The organism is Agromyces kandeliae, assembly GCF_009674665.1.
Classification (GTDB): domain Bacteria; phylum Actinomycetota; class Actinomycetes; order Actinomycetales; family Microbacteriaceae; genus Agromyces; species Agromyces kandeliae.
Genome location: NZ_WKJD01000012.1, coordinates 359656 through 376261, shown reverse-complemented (window position 1 = coordinate 376261; position 16606 = coordinate 359656). Strand labels below are relative to the sequence as shown.

Annotated in this window: 15 protein-coding genes; 8 read left to right on the top strand and 7 right to left on the bottom strand. The window is 73.6% G+C overall.

Annotated elements, in window-relative coordinates; all coding sequences use genetic code 11:
* Positions 1 to 98: 98 nt before the first annotated feature.
* A complete protein-coding gene (locus GJR97_RS08885) occupies positions 99 to 1016 on the bottom strand; it encodes a DNA-3-methyladenine glycosylase family protein (RefSeq protein WP_324613309.1) in 918 nt (305 codons plus the stop codon).
* Between the two features lie 98 nt (positions 1017 to 1114).
* Between GJR97_RS08885 and GJR97_RS08880 the strand changes: the two genes are divergently transcribed.
* From GJR97_RS08880 to ligD, 5 genes are all read left to right on the top strand, one after another.
* Positions 1115 to 2116 (top strand): TIGR00341 family protein, encoded by a 1002-nt coding sequence (locus GJR97_RS08880; RefSeq protein WP_324613308.1) that lies wholly within the window; start codon positions 1115 to 1117, stop codon positions 2114 to 2116.
* A gap of 95 nt (positions 2117 to 2211) precedes the next feature.
* The gene (locus tag GJR97_RS08875; protein ID WP_229276123.1) at positions 2212 to 3381 is read left to right on the top strand and encodes a trans-sulfuration enzyme family protein; all 1170 of its coding nucleotides are present in this window, start codon (positions 2212 to 2214) and stop codon (positions 3379 to 3381) included.
* Between the two features lie 67 nt (positions 3382 to 3448).
* Positions 3449 to 3958, top strand: a complete 510-nt coding sequence (locus GJR97_RS08870) for a hypothetical protein (RefSeq protein ID WP_195760646.1) — start codon at positions 3449 to 3451, stop codon at positions 3956 to 3958.
* Between the two features lie 86 nt (positions 3959 to 4044).
* A complete protein-coding gene (locus GJR97_RS08865; protein WP_154346106.1) occupies positions 4045 to 5052 on the top strand; it encodes a hypothetical protein in 1008 nt (335 codons plus the stop codon).
* Between the two features lie 9 nt (positions 5053 to 5061).
* Positions 5062 to 6372, top strand: a complete 1311-nt coding sequence (ligD, locus tag GJR97_RS08860) for a DNA polymerase domain-containing protein (protein ID WP_229276121.1) — start codon at positions 5062 to 5064, stop codon at positions 6370 to 6372.
* Here the strand turns inward: ligD and GJR97_RS08855 are convergent.
* Positions 6369 to 6956 carry a TetR/AcrR family transcriptional regulator gene (locus GJR97_RS08855; RefSeq protein WP_154346105.1) on the bottom strand — a complete coding sequence of 196 codons (588 nt, stop codon included), beginning with the start codon at positions 6954 to 6956 and terminating at the stop codon, positions 6369 to 6371. The two genes, ligD and GJR97_RS08855, sit on opposite strands and share 4 nt — an antisense overlap.
* A 78-nt stretch (positions 6957 to 7034) precedes the next feature.
* Here GJR97_RS08855 and GJR97_RS08850 point away from each other — a divergent pair, with 78 nt between their 5' ends.
* From GJR97_RS08850 to GJR97_RS08840, 3 genes are all read left to right on the top strand, one after another.
* On the top strand, positions 7035 to 8117 hold the full coding sequence (locus GJR97_RS08850; protein WP_154346104.1) for an SDR family NAD(P)-dependent oxidoreductase: 1083 nt from the start codon (positions 7035 to 7037) through the stop codon (positions 8115 to 8117).
* Positions 8118 to 8232: 115 nt separating this feature from the next.
* Positions 8233 to 9243 (top strand): SDR family oxidoreductase, encoded by a 1011-nt coding sequence (locus tag GJR97_RS08845; protein ID WP_154346103.1) that lies wholly within the window; start codon positions 8233 to 8235, stop codon positions 9241 to 9243.
* Between the two features lie 104 nt (positions 9244 to 9347).
* Positions 9348 to 9518: a hypothetical protein gene (locus tag GJR97_RS08840; RefSeq protein ID WP_154346102.1), complete on the top strand. Its 171-nt coding sequence runs from the start codon at positions 9348 to 9350 to the stop codon at positions 9516 to 9518.
* Positions 9519 to 9576: 58 nt separating this feature from the next.
* On the opposite strand, the gene GJR97_RS08835 is transcribed toward GJR97_RS08840, so the two are convergent.
* The 5 genes from GJR97_RS08835 to GJR97_RS08815 are packed head-to-tail and all read right to left on the bottom strand — an operon-like array spanning position 9577 to position 16541.
* Positions 9577 to 10335 carry an SDR family NAD(P)-dependent oxidoreductase gene (locus GJR97_RS08835; protein ID WP_154346101.1) on the bottom strand — a complete coding sequence of 253 codons (759 nt, stop codon included), beginning with the start codon at positions 10333 to 10335 and terminating at the stop codon, positions 9577 to 9579.
* A complete protein-coding gene (locus GJR97_RS18735; RefSeq protein WP_324613307.1) occupies positions 10325 to 11461 on the bottom strand; it encodes an ATP-NAD kinase family protein in 1137 nt (378 codons plus the stop codon). The genes GJR97_RS08835 and GJR97_RS18735 overlap by 11 nt, the downstream gene beginning before the upstream one ends.
* Before the next feature lies 1 nt (position 11462).
* Positions 11463 to 13037 carry an aminomethyl-transferring glycine dehydrogenase subunit GcvPB gene (gene gcvPB / locus GJR97_RS08825; protein WP_154346100.1) on the bottom strand — a complete coding sequence of 525 codons (1575 nt, stop codon included), beginning with the start codon at positions 13035 to 13037 and terminating at the stop codon, positions 11463 to 11465.
* Positions 13034 to 14461 carry an aminomethyl-transferring glycine dehydrogenase subunit GcvPA gene (gcvPA, locus tag GJR97_RS08820; RefSeq protein WP_154346099.1) on the bottom strand — a complete coding sequence of 476 codons (1428 nt, stop codon included), beginning with the start codon at positions 14459 to 14461 and terminating at the stop codon, positions 13034 to 13036. Before gcvPA ends, gcvPB begins: the two co-directional genes overlap by 4 nt.
* Positions 14462 to 14471: 10 nt before the next feature.
* A complete protein-coding gene (locus GJR97_RS08815) occupies positions 14472 to 16541 on the bottom strand; it encodes a beta-galactosidase (protein ID WP_324613306.1) in 2070 nt (689 codons plus the stop codon).
* Between the last annotated feature and the right edge of the window lie 65 nt (positions 16542 to 16606).

The window sequence follows — 16606 nt, the reverse complement described above, 5'->3', positions numbered from 1 at the left end:
TGCACCCAGCCTCCCGGAGGGCGGTCGCCCCCGTCGGGCCCAAGGTCACTCGGGCGGTGGCCGCCGCTGACCGGCGCTCGCCGCGCGTCGCTCACCGCTCACCGCCCGCGGTGGTCGACGAACGACATCCGCGGCCCTCGCCGCGGTCGCCCGCGCAGTCCCGCCGCCATCATCAGCCGGATCACGCGGTATCGCTGGCCGGCCCACGGCGCGAGCGCCTCGAGCATCTCGTCGTCGGTCATGTCGCGCCCGAACAGCGCGTGCCCGACGTAGTTCGCCAGGTGGTAGTCGCCGACCGACACCGCGTCGGCGTCGCCGAACGCGCGCTGCGCGACCTCCGCGGCCGTCCACGCTCCCACGCCCGGGAACACGGTCAGTCGGGCGGCGGCATCGGCGAGCGCGAGGTCGGCCGCCTCCTCGATGCGGGGTGCACGGGCGGCCGCGCGCTGGATCGCCGCCGCGCGCTTCGGATCGACGCCGGCCCGGTGCCATTCCCAGACCGGGATGGCGCGCCATCCGTCGGCCGAGGGCGCGACCCGCATGGGGCGGGGCACGGGGCCGGGCGCCGCCTCGCCGAACGCGAGCACCAGCCGGCGCCAGGACGCGTGCGCCTGCACCGTGATCACCTTCTGCTCGAGGATCGCGGGCACGAGCGACTCCATCACGCGGGCGGTGCGCGGAACGCGCAGCCCCGGGTTGCGCCGGTGCGCCGCGTCGAGCTCCTCGACGCCCGTGCGGAAGCCCGTGGTGTCGTCGCGCTCCCCGAGCATCGAGGGGGCGAGGTCGACGGCGGCGCCGGCGCCGGGTCCCCATGCCTCGACGCGGACCAGGTCGACATCGCGCTGCACGATCCGCAGCGTCGCCGGCCCGGCGTCGGTCAGCGTCGCACGCCAGACCGCGCCGTCGGGCGTGCGCGTGAAGGTCGGGTCGCCGGGACCCCTCCGCAGCACGCCGATCGTCTGCGCGACGTCGGTCTCGTGCGGGGCGCGCCAGTCGAGCGCGTGGTCGGGACTCACCCCTCCAGTGTGCGCCCCGCCACCGTCTCCGCCCGATCGGCGCCGCCTCCGCGGCGCGGACGGTTGTCGCGGGGCGCGCCCGGTGGGATCATCCGGGTGTGGCGAAGTTGACCGCGCTGCTGCTTCCGACGCTGCAGCGCAACCCGCTCACCGACCTGCTCGACCAGCTCGACCTCGGGTCGGGCGATCGGGTGGGCAAGCGGAGCGGCTTCGTGATCATGCTCGTGCTGTCGGGCATCATCGCCGCAGCCGGGGTGCTCCTCGACTCGACGGCCACCGTGATCGGGGCGATGATCATCGCCCCGCTCGGAACGCCGATCCTCGGCATCGCCGCGGGGATCGTGACCGGACGGGCGCGAATGGTCGTGGCATCCGTCGTCTGGGTCTCGGGCGCCGTGGCCGCGGTGATCCTCATCGGCGCGGCGTTCTCGATCGTGCTCCCCACCGGCACCAACCTCGGCGGCAACTCCCAGATCAGCGGCCGCACGTCGCCGCAGCTGATGGACCTCGTCGCGGCGCTCGCCACGGGCGTCGCCGGAGCCTTCGCGATGAGCCGGAAGGACCTCAGCGCGGTCCTGCCGGGCGTCGCCATCGCGATCTCGCTGGTCCCGCCGCTCGCGGTCGTCGGCGTCACGCTCGGCCAGGGCGACCTCGACGGGGCGTTCGGCGCGTTCCTGCTGTTCTTCTCGAACGTCGTCGCGCTCATCATCGCCGGGGCGATCGTGTTCACGCTCGCCGGCTACTCGCGCGACGCGCTCGCCCTGCCCAGCCGACGTCGGCGCGCGTACACGATCGTGACGGTGCTCACCGTGCTGACCCTGATCCCCCTCGGACTGAACACCCTCGTGATCGTCGCCCAGGCGACCTGGACGGCGCGCATCCAGTCCACCGCGAACGACTGGCTGTCCGACGGTGAGGGCGAGGTCGACGGCGTCACCTGGAAGAGCCTCGTCGCACGCATCTCGGTGCAGGCGCCCGGCGGCCGGATCCCCCCGGTCTCCGCGCTCCGCGACGCGCTCGAGTCGGAGGTGCCCTCGTTCGTCGGGGTCGAGGTGGACGTCACCGACGCCGTGGTGCATCCCGTCGTCGAGCGGGATTGACGCCGCGTCCGGGGGCCCGCGACGGGCGTGCGCGAGGTCGTCACCGCCGCCGCCGATGAGCGAGGATCGACATGGAGCGTCGAGGAGGGACCACCATGCACGACCGACCGCAGGCACGCCCGACGGGCGAGGATCCGCACGACCGGATGCACCCGGAGACCGTCGCGGTGCACGCCGGTCGGCCGTCCCGCGAGCCGGACGGCCCGATGAGCACCCCCGTGCACCTCGCGTCGACGTTCCACGAGGGCGGACCGACCGCCTACGGCCGCTACGGCAACCCGTCCTGGACCGCGTTCGAGGAGGCGCTCGGCGCCCTCGAGGGCGGTGGATGCGTGGCGTTCGCGTCGGGCATGGGCGCGATCTCGGCGGTCCTCGCGCTCGTCCCGACCGGCGGTGTCGTGGTCGCCCCGCGGCACTCGTACACGGGCACGATCGGGCTGCTCGACGACCTCGCCCTGACCCGCGACGTCTCGGTGCGCTTCGTCGACGTCCGCGACGCCGAGGCGGTGGCGGATGCCGCGAGGGGCGCGGACCTCGTCTGGGTCGAGTCGCCGACCAACCCCGCGCTCGAGGTGGCCGACCTCGACGCGATCGGTCGGGCCGCACGCGAGGCCGGCGCGCTGTTCGCGGTCGACAACACGTTCGCGACGCCCCTGCTGCAGCGCCCGCTCGAGTCGGGCGCCGACCTCGTCGTCCACTCGGCGACGAAGTCGATCTCGGGCCACAGCGACGTCGTCATGGGCGCGGTGATCGCGCGCGACGACGACCTGCGCGACCGCATCGCGACCCGCCGGAGCCTCGGCGGCGCGATCCCCGGCCCGCTGGACGCGTTCCTCGCGCTGCGCGGCCTGCGCACCCTGCCCGTGCGACTCGAACGCGCGCAGGCGAATGCGCGCGAGCTCGCCGCCCGCTTCGCGGACCACCCCGCGCTCGAGGAGGTCCGCTACCCCGGCTTCGGCACGATCGTCTCGATCGTGATCGGGGGCGGCGCGGATGCCGCCGAGCGCGTCGCCACGTCGACCCGGGTGTGGGTGCACTCGACGAGCCTCGGCGGCGTCGAGTCGCAGCTCGAACGCCGTCGGCGCTGGCCGGCCGAGGCGCAGACCATCCCGGAGGGCCTCATCCGCCTCTCGGTCGGACTCGAGCACGTCGACGACCTCGCGCGCGACCTGGAGCAGGCGCTCGCACGTGCGACCGATCCGGGCGACGACGGTGCGCCCGACCCCCCGCCCAGGTCGGTCCCGCCCGCTGCGGCGGGCTATTGACGGCGGGGGCCCGAGGCATCCGCATGACCTTCGGCCCCGTCGTGCGGGCCGGGGGACGGGCAGGCTGGTGCCGATCCTGCCCACGTCGAAGGGGGTGGCGACGATGACGACGCAGGGCATCGCGCGCCGCGTGCTGCTCACGATCCAGATCTTCGTGGGCATCACGAGCGTGTTCGGCGGCGCGGCGTTGGTGCTCGGCGGGGTGATCGACTTCGGCGGCACCGTGATCGCCATCCCGCCGGAGTACCTCGAGGGCTCGCCGTTCTCGTCGTTCCTCGTCCCCGGGCTGGTGCTCGCGATCGTGGTCGGCGGCACGCACGTCGTCGCGTTCGTGATGCTCTCGCGGCGCATGCGCTGGGCCATGATCGCGTGCGCCGTCGCCGGCTTCGGGATGGTCGTCTGGGTCTTCGTGCAGATGGTGTTCATCCCGTTCAGTCCGCTGCAGGCGGTGTACTTCGGCCTGGGGCTCGTCGAGCTCGCGGCGACCATGGTGCAACTCGACATCCTGCACCCGTGGGCGCACGCGAGCGTGCATCGCGACCACGCCCCGGAGGCCGGCACCGCACGCTCGACCTGAGCGCGTCCGCGGCGCTTCCGCCGCCCCGTGATCCGTGCCATGGTGGGGACGGGAGCACCTGCTGCCGGACACGAGATGAGGTCGTCATGACCCGGATGCCGCGGAACGGAGTGTTCGCCGGACGGCGCGCCCGCGCCGGTGCATCGTTCCTCGCGGTCGCGGTCGTGATGGCGGCGACGAGCGTGTCGGTCGACCTCGCCGTGCCGGGGTTCGCCTCGGCGGCCCAGCGCACCATCGTCGGCACGCTGTCCGACGTGATCGAGGTCGTCGCGGTGTGGGGCGCGCTCCCGCTCGGCCTGCTGCTGCTCATCACCGCCGGCGAGCCGCGGGCATGGCGGCGGTGGACCGCCGTCGTCGCGGCCGTCGCAGCTCCCATCGCGGTGCAGTTCACCGGCGTCGGCGACTCGCCGTTCCTGATCCTGCTCGCCCTCGCGGCCGCCGTGGGCGGCTACGCGATCATCGCGCTCGGCCTGTCCGAGCGCCGGGGCGATCCGAGCCGCACCGATCGCGTGGCGATCGCGGTCGCGGTCCTCGCGGCCGCCGAGCTCGCGGTGATCGCGCTCGGCACGTTGCACCTCCTCGTCTGGAATCCGATGGCGGCCGTGCCCGAACTCTCGCTCGCGCAGATCTACGGGATCCTGGTCGAGCAGTACGGGGTGATCGACGGCGGGCCGTTCGTCTGGGCACTCGGCGCCACGCTCGCGACCGTGGCGGGGTCGATCGTCGCGATCCAGGGTTCGCGGCGCGGGCTCGTGACGACGCACGACGTGGTCACGGTCGGGCTGCTCCTCATCCACGCGACGACGTTCTTCCTCTGGTGGGCCGGGTTCGCGATCGGGCTGAACCTCGCCGACGCGTTCGCGGCCGTCGACGGCGACGTCTCGTCGGTCGGCTCGCTGCTCGCGCTCGTCGGGGCATCCTGCCTCGCCGCCGCGATCCTCCTGCAGCTGCGACGCGCCCCGGTGCGCGACGACGACACCGCCTCGGCACGTGACGACGACGAACCGGGCGACCGGGTGGACCCGCCCCGGGCCGGCGACTCGGGCGCGGACTCCGGCGGACCGGAGGGCGCCCCGACGGCCGTCACCCCCTAGCGTGGTGTCATGCCTGCGCGCAGCGACGACGCCGTGGTCCTCGAGGTCGGGGGCCACGAGGTCCGCGTCAGCCATCCCGGCCGGGTCGTCTTCCCCGAGCCCGGCCTGACCAAGCTCGACCTCGTGGAGTACTACCTCGCCGTGGCGGACGGCGCGCTCCGCGGCGCCGGCGGCCGGCCGATGGTGCTCAAGCGGTTCGTGAAGGGCATCGACGCCGAGCCGTTCTTCCAGAAGCGCGTGCCGGAGAACCACCCCGGCTTCATCGACACCGCCACGCTGCAGTACGCGCGCGGCACCTCGGCCGAGGAGGCCGTCGTGCGGGATGCCGCCGGCCTGGCCTGGGTCGTGAACCTCGGATGCCTCGACCTCAACCCGCACCCCGTGCGGGCCGAGGACCTCGACCACCCCGACGAGCTCCGCGTGGACCTCGACCCGATGCCCGGCGTCGACTGGTCGCAGATCGTCGACGTCGCGATGGTCGCGCGCGACGTGCTCGAAGACCACGGGCTCGTCGGCTGGCCGAAGACGTCCGGCTCGCGCGGGATCCACCTGCTCGTGCGCATCGAGCCCCGCTGGGACTTCCGCGAGGTGCGGCTCGCCGCCGAGGCGCTCGCGCGCGAGGTCGAACGGCGGGCGCCCGGGCTCGCGTCGGCCCGGTGGTGGAAGGAGGAGCGCGGCGAGAGCGTGTTCGTCGACTTCAACCAGAACGCGAAGGACCGCACCGTGGCATCCGCCTACTCGGTTCGCCCGCTGCCCGACGCTCGGGTCTCGACGCCGCTCGACTGGGACGAGGTGCGCTCGAGGCGACCAGAGGAGTTCACGGTCTCGACGGTGCTCCAGCGCTTCGGCGAGCGCGGCGACCCGCACGATGGGATCGACGACGCGGTCGGGTCGCTCGAGGGGCTGCTCCGCCTGGCGGAGGAGCTCGGCCCCGCGGAGAAGGCCCCGCGTGGCGCATCGCGCGGCGACGGATCGGGCCGCCGGGTCTCGACGATGCCGCTCATCGAGGTCGCCCGCACCGAGACGAAGCCCGAGGCGCTCGATGCGCTCGAACGCTGGAAGGCGGCGAATCCCGTCGTCGTGGCGCACCTCGCGCCCGCCGACGTGCTCGTCGACGGCATGCGCGGGTCGAGCTCGCTCTGGTATCGCGTGCGGGTGAACCTCCAGCACGTGCCCGAGGCGCAGCGTCCCGAGCAGGGCCCGCTGCTCGCCGACTACGACCCGTGGGCCGGGCGGTGGCCGGGCGGCTCCGACGGGCCCGATCGAGGCGGGCGGGTCGGTCCCGCAGGCGACGCCGCGTCGGAGGGAGCCGGCGCCTAGGCCGTGCGCGGCACGAACGCCGCGTGCAGCAGCTCCCACGCCCGGTCGGCGGTTGCGGCGCGCTCGGCCGGCTCGGTCCGTGCGACGAGGCCGGCGAGCATCGAGATCGCGAGGAGCACGTCCTCGACGTCGACGTGCTCGCCGAACCTGCCTGCAGCCCGCTCGTGCTCGACGGCGGCGACCGCGATGTCGCGGACGCGGCCCCCGAGCCGCTCGACGCGCGGGTCGTGCGGGTGGGCGGTGATGAGGTCGATCAGCGCCGTCGACACGATGGCCTGCGCGATCACGCCCTGGAGGAGTGCGTCGAGTCCGGCGTCGGGCGGGGCGACCGCGGCCTCGAGCTCGTCGAGGTTCTCCTCGTAGACGGCGACCGCGAGCGAGAGGCGGTCGGGGAAGTGCCGGTAGAGGCTGCCCTGCCCGACGCCGGCGCGCTTGGCGATCGCGCTGAAGGGTGCGGAGAGGCCGTCGGCGGCGAAGATCTCGCGCGCGGCGGCGAGCAGGGCGCGACGGTTGGCGGGCCCCGCGCTCGGGCCGAGGTTCGGCTTGCGCGGCCTGGGACCTTCTCCCTGTGGACTCTCGGACATGGGTGCTAGATTACTACCGGACAGAGCTGTCCGGTGTCCTCCGCGGACACGGACCGAGAGAAACAGAAGGAACCCCTCATGAGCCCCAGCAAGCCCCTCACCGGCGACTCCTCGATCAAGACCTGGCTCGAGGACCCCGTCGGCGGCCCCATCATCCGCGACCTCCTCTCGCAGGCCGGGCAGGACCCCGACGTCCTCCGTCCGGTGCACCGCCTCGCGCTCAAGCGCCTCATCAAGCTCAGCAAGGGGTCCTTCTCGCAGGAGATGGTCGACCAGCTCGTCGCGCGCGCCGCTGCGGGCGACGTCCCGGCCGGCGCGCCCGCGGCATCCGCCCCCGCGACCGAGGCGACCGACACTGCGGAGCCCGGAGACGCCGCAGACGACGCCGTCGAGCGCCCCGAGTGGGTCGAGCGCATCGACCAGGGCCGCTTCACCGGCAAGACCGTCATCGTCACCGGCGCCGGTTCGGGCATCGGCCGGGCCACCGCCTCGCGCATCGTGCGCGAGGGCGGCAAGGTCGTCGCCATCGACGTCTCGCAGGAGCGCCTGGACGAGTTCGCGGCCGAGCACGACGGCGCCGACGTCGTGACGCTCGTCGCCGACATCACCGACGACGCGAAGATCGCCGAGATCCTCGCCGCCGCAGGCGACCGCATCGACGGCCTCGCCAACATCGCCGGAATCATGGACGACATGACCCCGATCGGCGAGCTCACCGACGCCGTGTGGGAGCGCGTCATGCGCGTGAACGTCGACGGCACCATGAAGCTCATGCGCGCCGTCGTGCCCGGCATGCTCGCACAGGGCTACGGCTCGATCGTCAACACCGCGTCCGAGGCGGCCCTCCGCGGCTCCGCGGCGGGCGTCGCCTACACCGCCTCGAAGCACGCCGTGGTCGGCCTCACCAAGTCGACCGCGTTCATGTACGGCCCGAGCGGCCTCCGCGTGAACGCCGTCGCACCCGGCCCCACCATCACGAACATCGAGGCGACGTTCGCATCGCCGCTCGGCGCGCAGCGCGTGCGCCAGGCCATGGCGGTGCTTCCGGATGCCGCCGAGGCCGAGGCCCTCGCCGCGTCGATCACCTTCCTGCTCTCCGACGACGGCGTGAACATCAACGGCGTCGTGCTGGCGTCGGACGGCGGCTGGTCGGCTGCCTGACCCGGCAGCGGCCGAGCGCCGCGACCCGGACCGCGGCGCCGGAGCGGGGCGACACCCCCGCTCCGGCGCCGCACCCGTCGTGCGCGACCCCGAGGTGCGGTGACACCATGGGGCCATGAGCGCGAAGCGGATCCTGTTCATCGGCGGCAGCGGCGTCATCAGTTCCGCCTGCGTGAGACGCGCGGTCGAGGTGGGCCACGACGTGACCGTGCTGAACCGGGGCGGCTCGTCGAGCCTGCGGCCGCTCCCGGCCGACGTGCGGCAGGTCGTCGGAGACATCCGTCGCCCCGACACCGTGCGCGCGGCGCTGGGCCGCGGCACGGCCGACCCGCTCGAGTTCGACGTCGTCTGCGAGTTCCTCGCCTTCACGCCCGAGCACGTGCAGGCCGACCTCGACCTCTTCGAGGGGCGGATCGGCCAGTACGTCTTCATCAGCTCGGCGTCGGCCTACCAGACGCCGCCGAGCCGCCTGCCGGTCACCGAGTCCACGCCGCTCGTGAATCCCGAATGGCAGTACTCGCGCGACAAGATCGCGTGCGAGCAGTTGCTCGTCGACGCCGTGCGCCAACGCGGCGTCCCCGCGACGATCGTGCGCCCATCGCACACGTACGACGCGACGCTGATCCCCACGCTCGGGCACTGGACCGACCTCGCGCGCATGCGCGCCGGGCGACCCGTGGTCGTCCACGGCGACGGCACGAGCCTCTGGACGATCACCCACCACGACGACTTCGCGGTCGCGTTCGTCGGGCTCCTCGGCAACCCGATGGCCGTCGGCGACGCGTTCCACATCACGGGCGACCACGCGCCGACGTGGAACCAGATCTACCGCTGGCTCGCCGATGCGTCGGGTGCACCCGACGCCGAGCTCGTGCACGTGGCGTCCGACACCATCGCCGCCCTGCACCCCGACTGGGGGCCCGGTCTCCTCGGGGACAAGGCGCACTCGATGGTCTTCGACAACGCGAAGGTGAAGGCGCTCGTGCCCGAGTTCCGCACGACGATCACGTTCGACGAGGGCGCTCGGCGCATCGTCGAGTTCCACGACGCGCACCCCGGACTGCAGGTCGTCGACCGGGTGACGGATGCCGCGTTCGAGCGGATCCTCGCACTCCCGCGCCGGTGACGTGCGAGGTTCCTGCGACCCCGTTCCGCAGCACAGGGTCCCGGGTCTAGCCTGAGGGCACGCGGCCACCCGACCACCGGGAGGGCCAGCCGAAGGGGGATGCCATGACCAGCTTCGTCGATCCGCTCGAGGGCCCGTTCAGCCGGGGCCAGGAGGCCGAGGTCGAATACGAGGAGGAGCTCGAGGCGGAGGGCGTCGGCGAGGACGACGTCGAGTTCGTGATGGAGGAGGTCGCCGACCCCGAGGACGACGAGGAGGACTTCGGGGGGCGCTGAGCGTCCGCGGGCGCCCGGGGCGCGTAGCCCCCGAGCACCCGTCGAAGCCCGTCGACGGCTACGCGATCCCGCCGCCGTCGACGACGAGCGCGGACCCGGTGACGTAGCTCGACTCGTCGCTGGCGAGCCACACCACGGCCGAGGCGATCTCGCGCGGCTCGCCCATGCGGCGCAGCGGCCGGTCGGCCGCCTCGGCGAGGAACGCGTCGGCGTCCTGGCCGAGTTGGCTCGCCTCGTCCCGGAGCATGCCGGTGTTCACGTCGCCCGGGTTGACCGAGTTCACGCGGATGCCCTGCGGACCGTGGTCGATGGCGAGCGCGCGCGTCATGTTGACGACCGCCCCCTTCGAGGCGCAGTACGAGATCGCCTGCCCACCGCCCTTCAGCCCCCAGCCAGACCCGGTGTTGACGATCGAGCCGCCGCCGGCGGCGGCCATGACCGGCACGACGTGCTTGGCCATGAGGAAGATCGAGCGGACGTTCACGCCGAAGACGCGATCCCACTCCTCCACGGAGGTCTCGATCGCGGTGGTTCGACGGATGATGCCCGCGTTGTTGAAGACGACGTTCACGCCGCCGAACGCGGCCGCGGTCGTCTCGACCACCCGCTCGATGTCCGCCTCGCTCGAGACGTCGGCCTGCACGGCGATCGCAGTGAACCCCGCGTCGCGGATCTCCGCGGCCACCGCCTCGGCTGCCTCGCCGTTCAGGTCGACGACCGCGACCGCGGCGCCCTCGGCTGCGAGGGCCTTCGCGGTCGCACGGCCGATGCCGCCCGCTCCTCCGGTGACGATGGCCTGCTTGTGCTCAAGTCGCATGGACTGCTCCTTCGTTCTCTGGTGCATGGACCGGATAGATGCTCGTGGTCGTCGGTCCGGTGACGACGCTCGCGAACCCGGTGAGCCGCGCGTCGACCGCCGCGTCTCCGGTGTCGACGAGGAGCGGACGCCCCCCGAGGTCGATGAGCTTCTGCTCGGGGGCGACGACCATCACGGGGTCGTCGCCGATCGCCTCGACGACGCGCGCCGAGAGCTGTTGGTTGCCTCGGCCGAGGAGGAACCCCTGCCCGCCGATGATGGAGACCACGGCCTGCGCCGGCCCGTTCGCGACCTCGTCGAGCAGTTCGCGCTCGGAGGCGCCGGCGACGACGACCCTGCCGTCGAGCACGACGTCGACGCCCAACGGCGTCTTCTCGACGCCGAGTTCGCGCGCGACCTCGGCCATGGTGCCGCCGGGTCCGAGCAGGTAGCGGACGCCGGGCCGCAGTCGCGACGCCGCGCCCCTGGCCGCGGTCCGGACCGCGGCCTGCTCGTCGGACGGCGTCGCCGCCTTGCGCGCCTGGGTGCGACCGGCCCGATAGGGCACGCGGAGCGTGCCGTGGAGTCGCGGTTCGACGCGAGCACGGCGCAACTGCTCCTCGTCGACGTCGAGCACCTCCCGTTCGGCCGTCGGCAGGCCGCGCTCGTCCAGCCAGGCCGCGGCGAGCGCGCCGGCAGCACCTGGACCGACCGCGAAGACCGGCGAGTACATCTTGACGCCCGCGGGGATGCCGAGCGCGACGGCCGCCTCGGGGAGTCCGGCCGCGACGTCCCGGGCGGTGCCGTCGCCGCCGGCGAACAGCACGAGCTCGACGCCGACATCCGCGAGCGCCCGCGCCGCATCCGTGGTGTCGGACGACGAACTCGGGTCGCGCGGATGCCACACGACGATGGGCCGGAGCCCGGCCGATCGCACTGCGTCCTCCCCCATCGGACCGGCCGCGGTCACCACGTGCTCGTCGGGCCTGCCGGCGGCGACGACGGCGAGGGCCCGCTCGGCCCGCTCGGCGGCGCGCGAGCGCGCGCCGCGCTCCGCGGCCCGACGCTGCACGTCCGCGCCGTCGCTGCCGGCGAGCCCCGCCGGGCCGCCGATCCCCGCGACGGGGTTCACGATGAGGCCGATCACGTCAGGCCCCGACGGCGTCCGGGTACTTCCGGCGGTAGGCGCGCCACGTGATCGCCCACCGGTCGGGGTCGTCGAGGTCGTCGTGGTGCGTGTGGTGCACGGTCTGGTTGTGCGGCGCCGTGCGCACGACCTCGGGCGTCTCGCGCGCCTCGCGCGCGATCTCGGCGAGCACGTCGGCGTACTCGTCGAGTTCGGCCTTCGAGTAGGACTCGGTCGGCTCGAGCGTGAAGGGCTGCGGCACGACGTACGGGTGGTGGCTCGTCCAGTAGTGCATGCCGAAGTCGCTCGCCCGCACGCCGATCTCCTCGGAGCCCACGCCGGTCTGCTCGAACAGCTCCTGCCAGGAGTACCGCACCTGCTCGATCCGGCGCCGGCCGGTGGCGTAGGGCGCGGAGGCGCCGGGGATCTCGAGGATCCGCTTCATCAGGTAGTTGTTGTTCAGCACCGCGGTCTCGGCGACCGCGCGCAGGCCGTCGGCACCGAGCGCCATGATCCACGCGTAGGCACGCACGATGTTCGGCACGACGCCGTGGAACGGCCCGATGGCGCCGATCGACAGCGGCCCGGCCTCCCGGACGGAGTACCGGTCGCCCTCCCGCACGACCCGGGGGCCGGGCAGGAACGGCGCGAGCGCGGCGCTGACGGCGTTCGCGCCCGTCCCGGGCCCGCCCGAGCCGTGCGGCGTGCCGAACGTCTTGTGCACGTTGAAGTGGCAGACGTCGAAGCCCGCGTCGCGCGCCCGCGTGATGCCGAGGATGCCGTTGGCGTTCGCCTGGTCGTACGAGGCCAGGGCGCCGACGCCGTGCGCGGCATCCACCCACTCGCGGATCGCCGGGTTGTAGATGCCGGTGTCCTCCGGGTTGGTGACCATGATCGCCGCGGTGCGCGACGAGAGCACGCGCTTCAGCGCGGCGAGGTCGGGGTAGCCGTCGGCGTCGGGGTGCAGCGTGATCACGTCGTAGCCGGCGGCCTTCGCGGCGGCGGCGTTCGACGGGTGGCTGAAGATCGTCGTGACGACCTCGCGGCGCTGCTCGCCCTCGCCGTTGGCCTCGTGGAAGGCGCGGATCATGGCGATGTTCGCCCAGATCGCGGCCGAGCCGCCCTGCGTGTGCAGCGAGACCTCGTCCATGCCGGAGATCTCGGCCATCATCCGCTCGGTGCGCCAGATGATCTCGAGCGCGCCCTGCGCGTCGGCGGGGTCCTGCAGCGGATGCATCGCGGCCAGCTTCGGCGTCGTGATGATGCGCTCGTTGACCTTCGGGGCGTACTTCATGGTGCACGTGCCCTGGCCGACGTCGACGTTGAGGTCGGCGCCCAGGTTCTCCTGCGAGAGGCGCAGGTAGTGCTTCAGCACGCGCATCTGCCCCATCTCGGGCAGTGCCGGCGGCGTGCGTCGCGCGAGTCCCTCGGGCAGGTCGGCGACGACGTCGCCGACGGCGTCCCGGACGCCGGGCTCGATCGGCGTGACGAGGACGCCGCGCTCCCCCGGCGTCGACAGTTCGAAGATCACCGGCTCGTCCCAGCGGGCCTGGTGGAAGCGGCGGATGGCGGGCTTGGGGGCGATGGGCAGGCTCATGCGCGGTGCTCCTCGGGGATGGCGACGGTGTCGAGGGTGTCGGCGGACTCGGCGGCCGAGGCCGCGACGAGTCCGGTGATGGCGGCGGCGAGTCGGTCGATGTCGCGCTGCGAGGTCATCTCGGTGACGCACACGACGAGCTCGTGCTCGCCCGCGGGCACGCCGGGCTCGATGCCCTCGGCCCGGAGGGCGTCGACGATGCCGTTCGCGGTGAGCCCGGCGCCGGCGACGTCGATCGCGAACTCGCGCAGGTGCGCGGCGCCGTCGGTGAGGCGGATGCCGGGGATGGCGGCGAGCGCGCGCTGCGCGTACGCGGTCCGGGCGAGGAGCACCTCGCCGAGGTCGCGCATGCCCTGCGGGCCCATGAGCGCGAGGTGCACGCCGGCGGCGATGCCCCAGAGCGCGGCTGCGGTGCCGACCCACTCCTTGCCCTCCTCGCGGTGCGCGAACGAGGTGCGGTCGTACGCGACGTCGCCGAAGCCGACCTCGCCGGGCACGTCGGTCGTGGCGAGGCCGAAGAGCCGCGAGGGCATCTCCATGACGAAGCGCGGGTCGTCGTGCACGGCGATGAATCCGGCGTGCGCGCCCCCGTACCACTGGTGCAGGCCGAGCGACTGGATGTCGCCGCAGACGATGTCGGCGCCCTGCTCGGCCGGCGGCGTGAGCACGCCGTACCCGACGGGGTCGGTGCCGACGACGAGGACGGCTCCCGCGGCGTGCGCCGCGTCGGCGAGGGCCTGCAGCCGGTGCTCGATCGCACCGGTCCGGCTCGGCGTCTCGACCCAGACCGCGGCGACGTCGTCACCCAGCCGCTCGGTCACGGCCGCGACATCCGCCGTGCCGTCGACCGGGACGACCGGCTCGAGGTCGAGGTGCACGCGCACGTAGTCGCGGACCTTGGAGAGCTTGGCGGGCAGCACGTCGCTCGCGACGAGCACGCGCCGGCGCCCGGTCATCCGCCCCGCCATCGCGAGCGCGGTCCCCGTCGCCTGGAAGCCGTCGTACGTCGGCACGTTCACGACGTCCATCGAGAGCAGCTCGCCCATGAGCGACTGGTACTGGAACAGCGCCTGGAAGCGGCCGTGGTCCTCGTACGGTTCGCCCGCGTAGGCGGTGAGGAACTCGCTGCGCCCGATCACCTCGTCGACGACGGCCGGGACCGCGTGCTGGTAGGTGCCCTGGCCGAGGAAGCTCAGGCGCTCGGTGGTCGGCACGTTCCGCGCGAGGAGGCCGGAGACGTGCCGCTCGAGGTCCTGCTCGGCGGCGAACGGCTCGGGCAGGTCGAGGGCGCGGCCGAGGCGCAGGCCGTCGGGCACGTCGGCGTAGAACTCGTCGACGGACGCCGCGCCGACGGCGGCGAGCATCTCGGCCCGCACCTCCGGCGCGGTGTTGGGGATGTACGGATGCACGTGGGGGTCGGTCATGGGTGGTGCCTCACTCGGTGGTCTCGGACAGGGTGATGAAGGGCGGCTCGTCGGCCCGCGGCGTCGCGAGCACGGCGACGCCGAGGGCGGGGACGACGAGGCGCGGACCCGTGCGCGTTCCGGGGTCGCCGAGCAGGTCCTCGGCGCCCGCCGGAACGTCGACGACCGCGACGGCGGCGCCGTGGTTCAGCACGAACGTGTAGTCGACGTCGGCGCTCGAGCGGGTGACGGCCTCGACGTCGGGGACGATCCGCTCGCGGGCCGGGAGCCCGGCATCGGCGAGCGCGAGGCGCATGACGGCGAGGAGGCCGTCCTCGGCGAGCGCGGTGCCGACGTACCAGGCGCTGCCGTCGCCATGCCCGCGTCGCGTGACGGCGGCGCGACCGGCGAGCGCGCCCGAGGCGAAGCGCGCGACGACGGATGCCTCGGCGCCCGGCTCGATCCACTCCGTCCACACGGGTGCGTCGTAGGCCCGCCCGTCGAGCTCGACCCGCTCGTGCGCCCCGTCGGGCACGGGCCACGGTTCGTCGACCTCGATGCCGAGGAGGTGTCGCAGGGGGCCGGGTGCGCCGCCGGGGTGGACCTTCTCGGTCGCGTCGACCACGCCGGAGAACGGGCCGACGACCACGGTGCCGCCGTCGGCGGCGAACCCGGCGAGCGCGGCCGCCTGCGCGGCATCCGCGACGTAGAGGTTCGGGACGACCACGAGGTCGTACGCGTCGAACGGGCCGGTGGCGCGCACCGTGTCCACCGCGTGCCCGAGTGCGTGCAGCGCCGCGTGCCAGGCCCGCGCCTGCGCGAGCCAGTCGAGGCACTGCGAGGGCATCGACTCGGTCGCGGTCGAACCCCACCAGGCGTCCCAGTCGACGACGAGCGCGACCCGGCTGCGGACGCGCGTGTCCTTCACGGGCGCGAGCCGCCGGAGCTCGCGGCCGAGGGCTGCCGTCTCGCGGAACGTGCGCGAGTGCTCGCCCCGATGGCCGAGCATCGCGGAGTGGAACTTCTCCTGGCCGTACCGGGCCTGGCGCCACTGGAAGAACATCGCCCCGTCGGAACCGTGCGCGATCGCCTGGAGGCTGTCGATGCGCATGCGCCCGGGCGCCTTCGGCACGTTGACGTCGCGCCAGCTCACCGCGCTGGCGGCCTGCTCGAGCAGCAGCCACGGCTGCCCGCCCTTCAGGGAGCGCATGAGGCCGTAGTTGAGCGCGGCGGGCACGTGGGCGCGCGGGTCGGCCGGGTCGGGGTAGGCGTCGTCGGTGACGAGGTCCTCGACCTCGGCGAAGCGCCAGTAGTCGAGCTCGCGGAACAGGCTCATGAAGTTCGTGGTCACCGGCAGGTCGGGCGTGACCTCGCGGAGCACGTCGACCTCGATGCGGAACAGCTCGAGCAGGGCGTCGGAGGAGAAGCGCTCGAAGTCGAGCAGCTGCGTGGGGTTGACCGGGCCGGTCGCTCGGCGGGGCGGCTCGACCTCGTCCCACGCGGTGTAGCGCTGGCCCCAGACGTTCACGCCCCAGGCCTCGTTGAGCCCGTCGAGGTCGCCGTAGCGCCCCTCGAGCCAGCGGCGGAAGTGCGCGGCCGACTCGGGGCACCAGCAGCGTGCCACGTGGTCGCCGTACTCGTTCGAGACGTGCCAGAGCACGACCGCCGGGTGCTCGCCGTAGCGCTCGGCCATGGCGCGCGCCATGCGGGCGACGTGCTCGCGCCACACGGGCGAGCTCGGGCAGTACGCCTGGCGGGATCCGAACTCGAGACGGCGGCCGTCGGCGTCCCACGGGAGCATCTCGGGGTGCCGGCGCACGAGCCAGGCGGGCGGCGTCGCGGTGGCCGTCGCGAGATCGATGCGGATGCCTCCGGCCCAGAGGACCTCGATGACCCGGTCGAGCCAGGCCCAGTCGTACGCGCCGGGCGAGACCTCGAGCTGCGGCCACGAGAACACGGGGAGGCTGACGAGGTTGACGCCGGCCTCGCGCATGAGGCGCACGTCGTCGTGCCAGACCGCCTCCGGCCACTGATCGGGGTTGTAGTCGCCGCCGTAGGCGAGCGCGTCGAGGCGGAGGTGCCTCCGGGTCGCGTCCGTCACGTCGTGTCCTCTCCGTCGGGGCTCTGTACAGGTCTGCCTGCGCACTGTATTCTGTATACAGACAC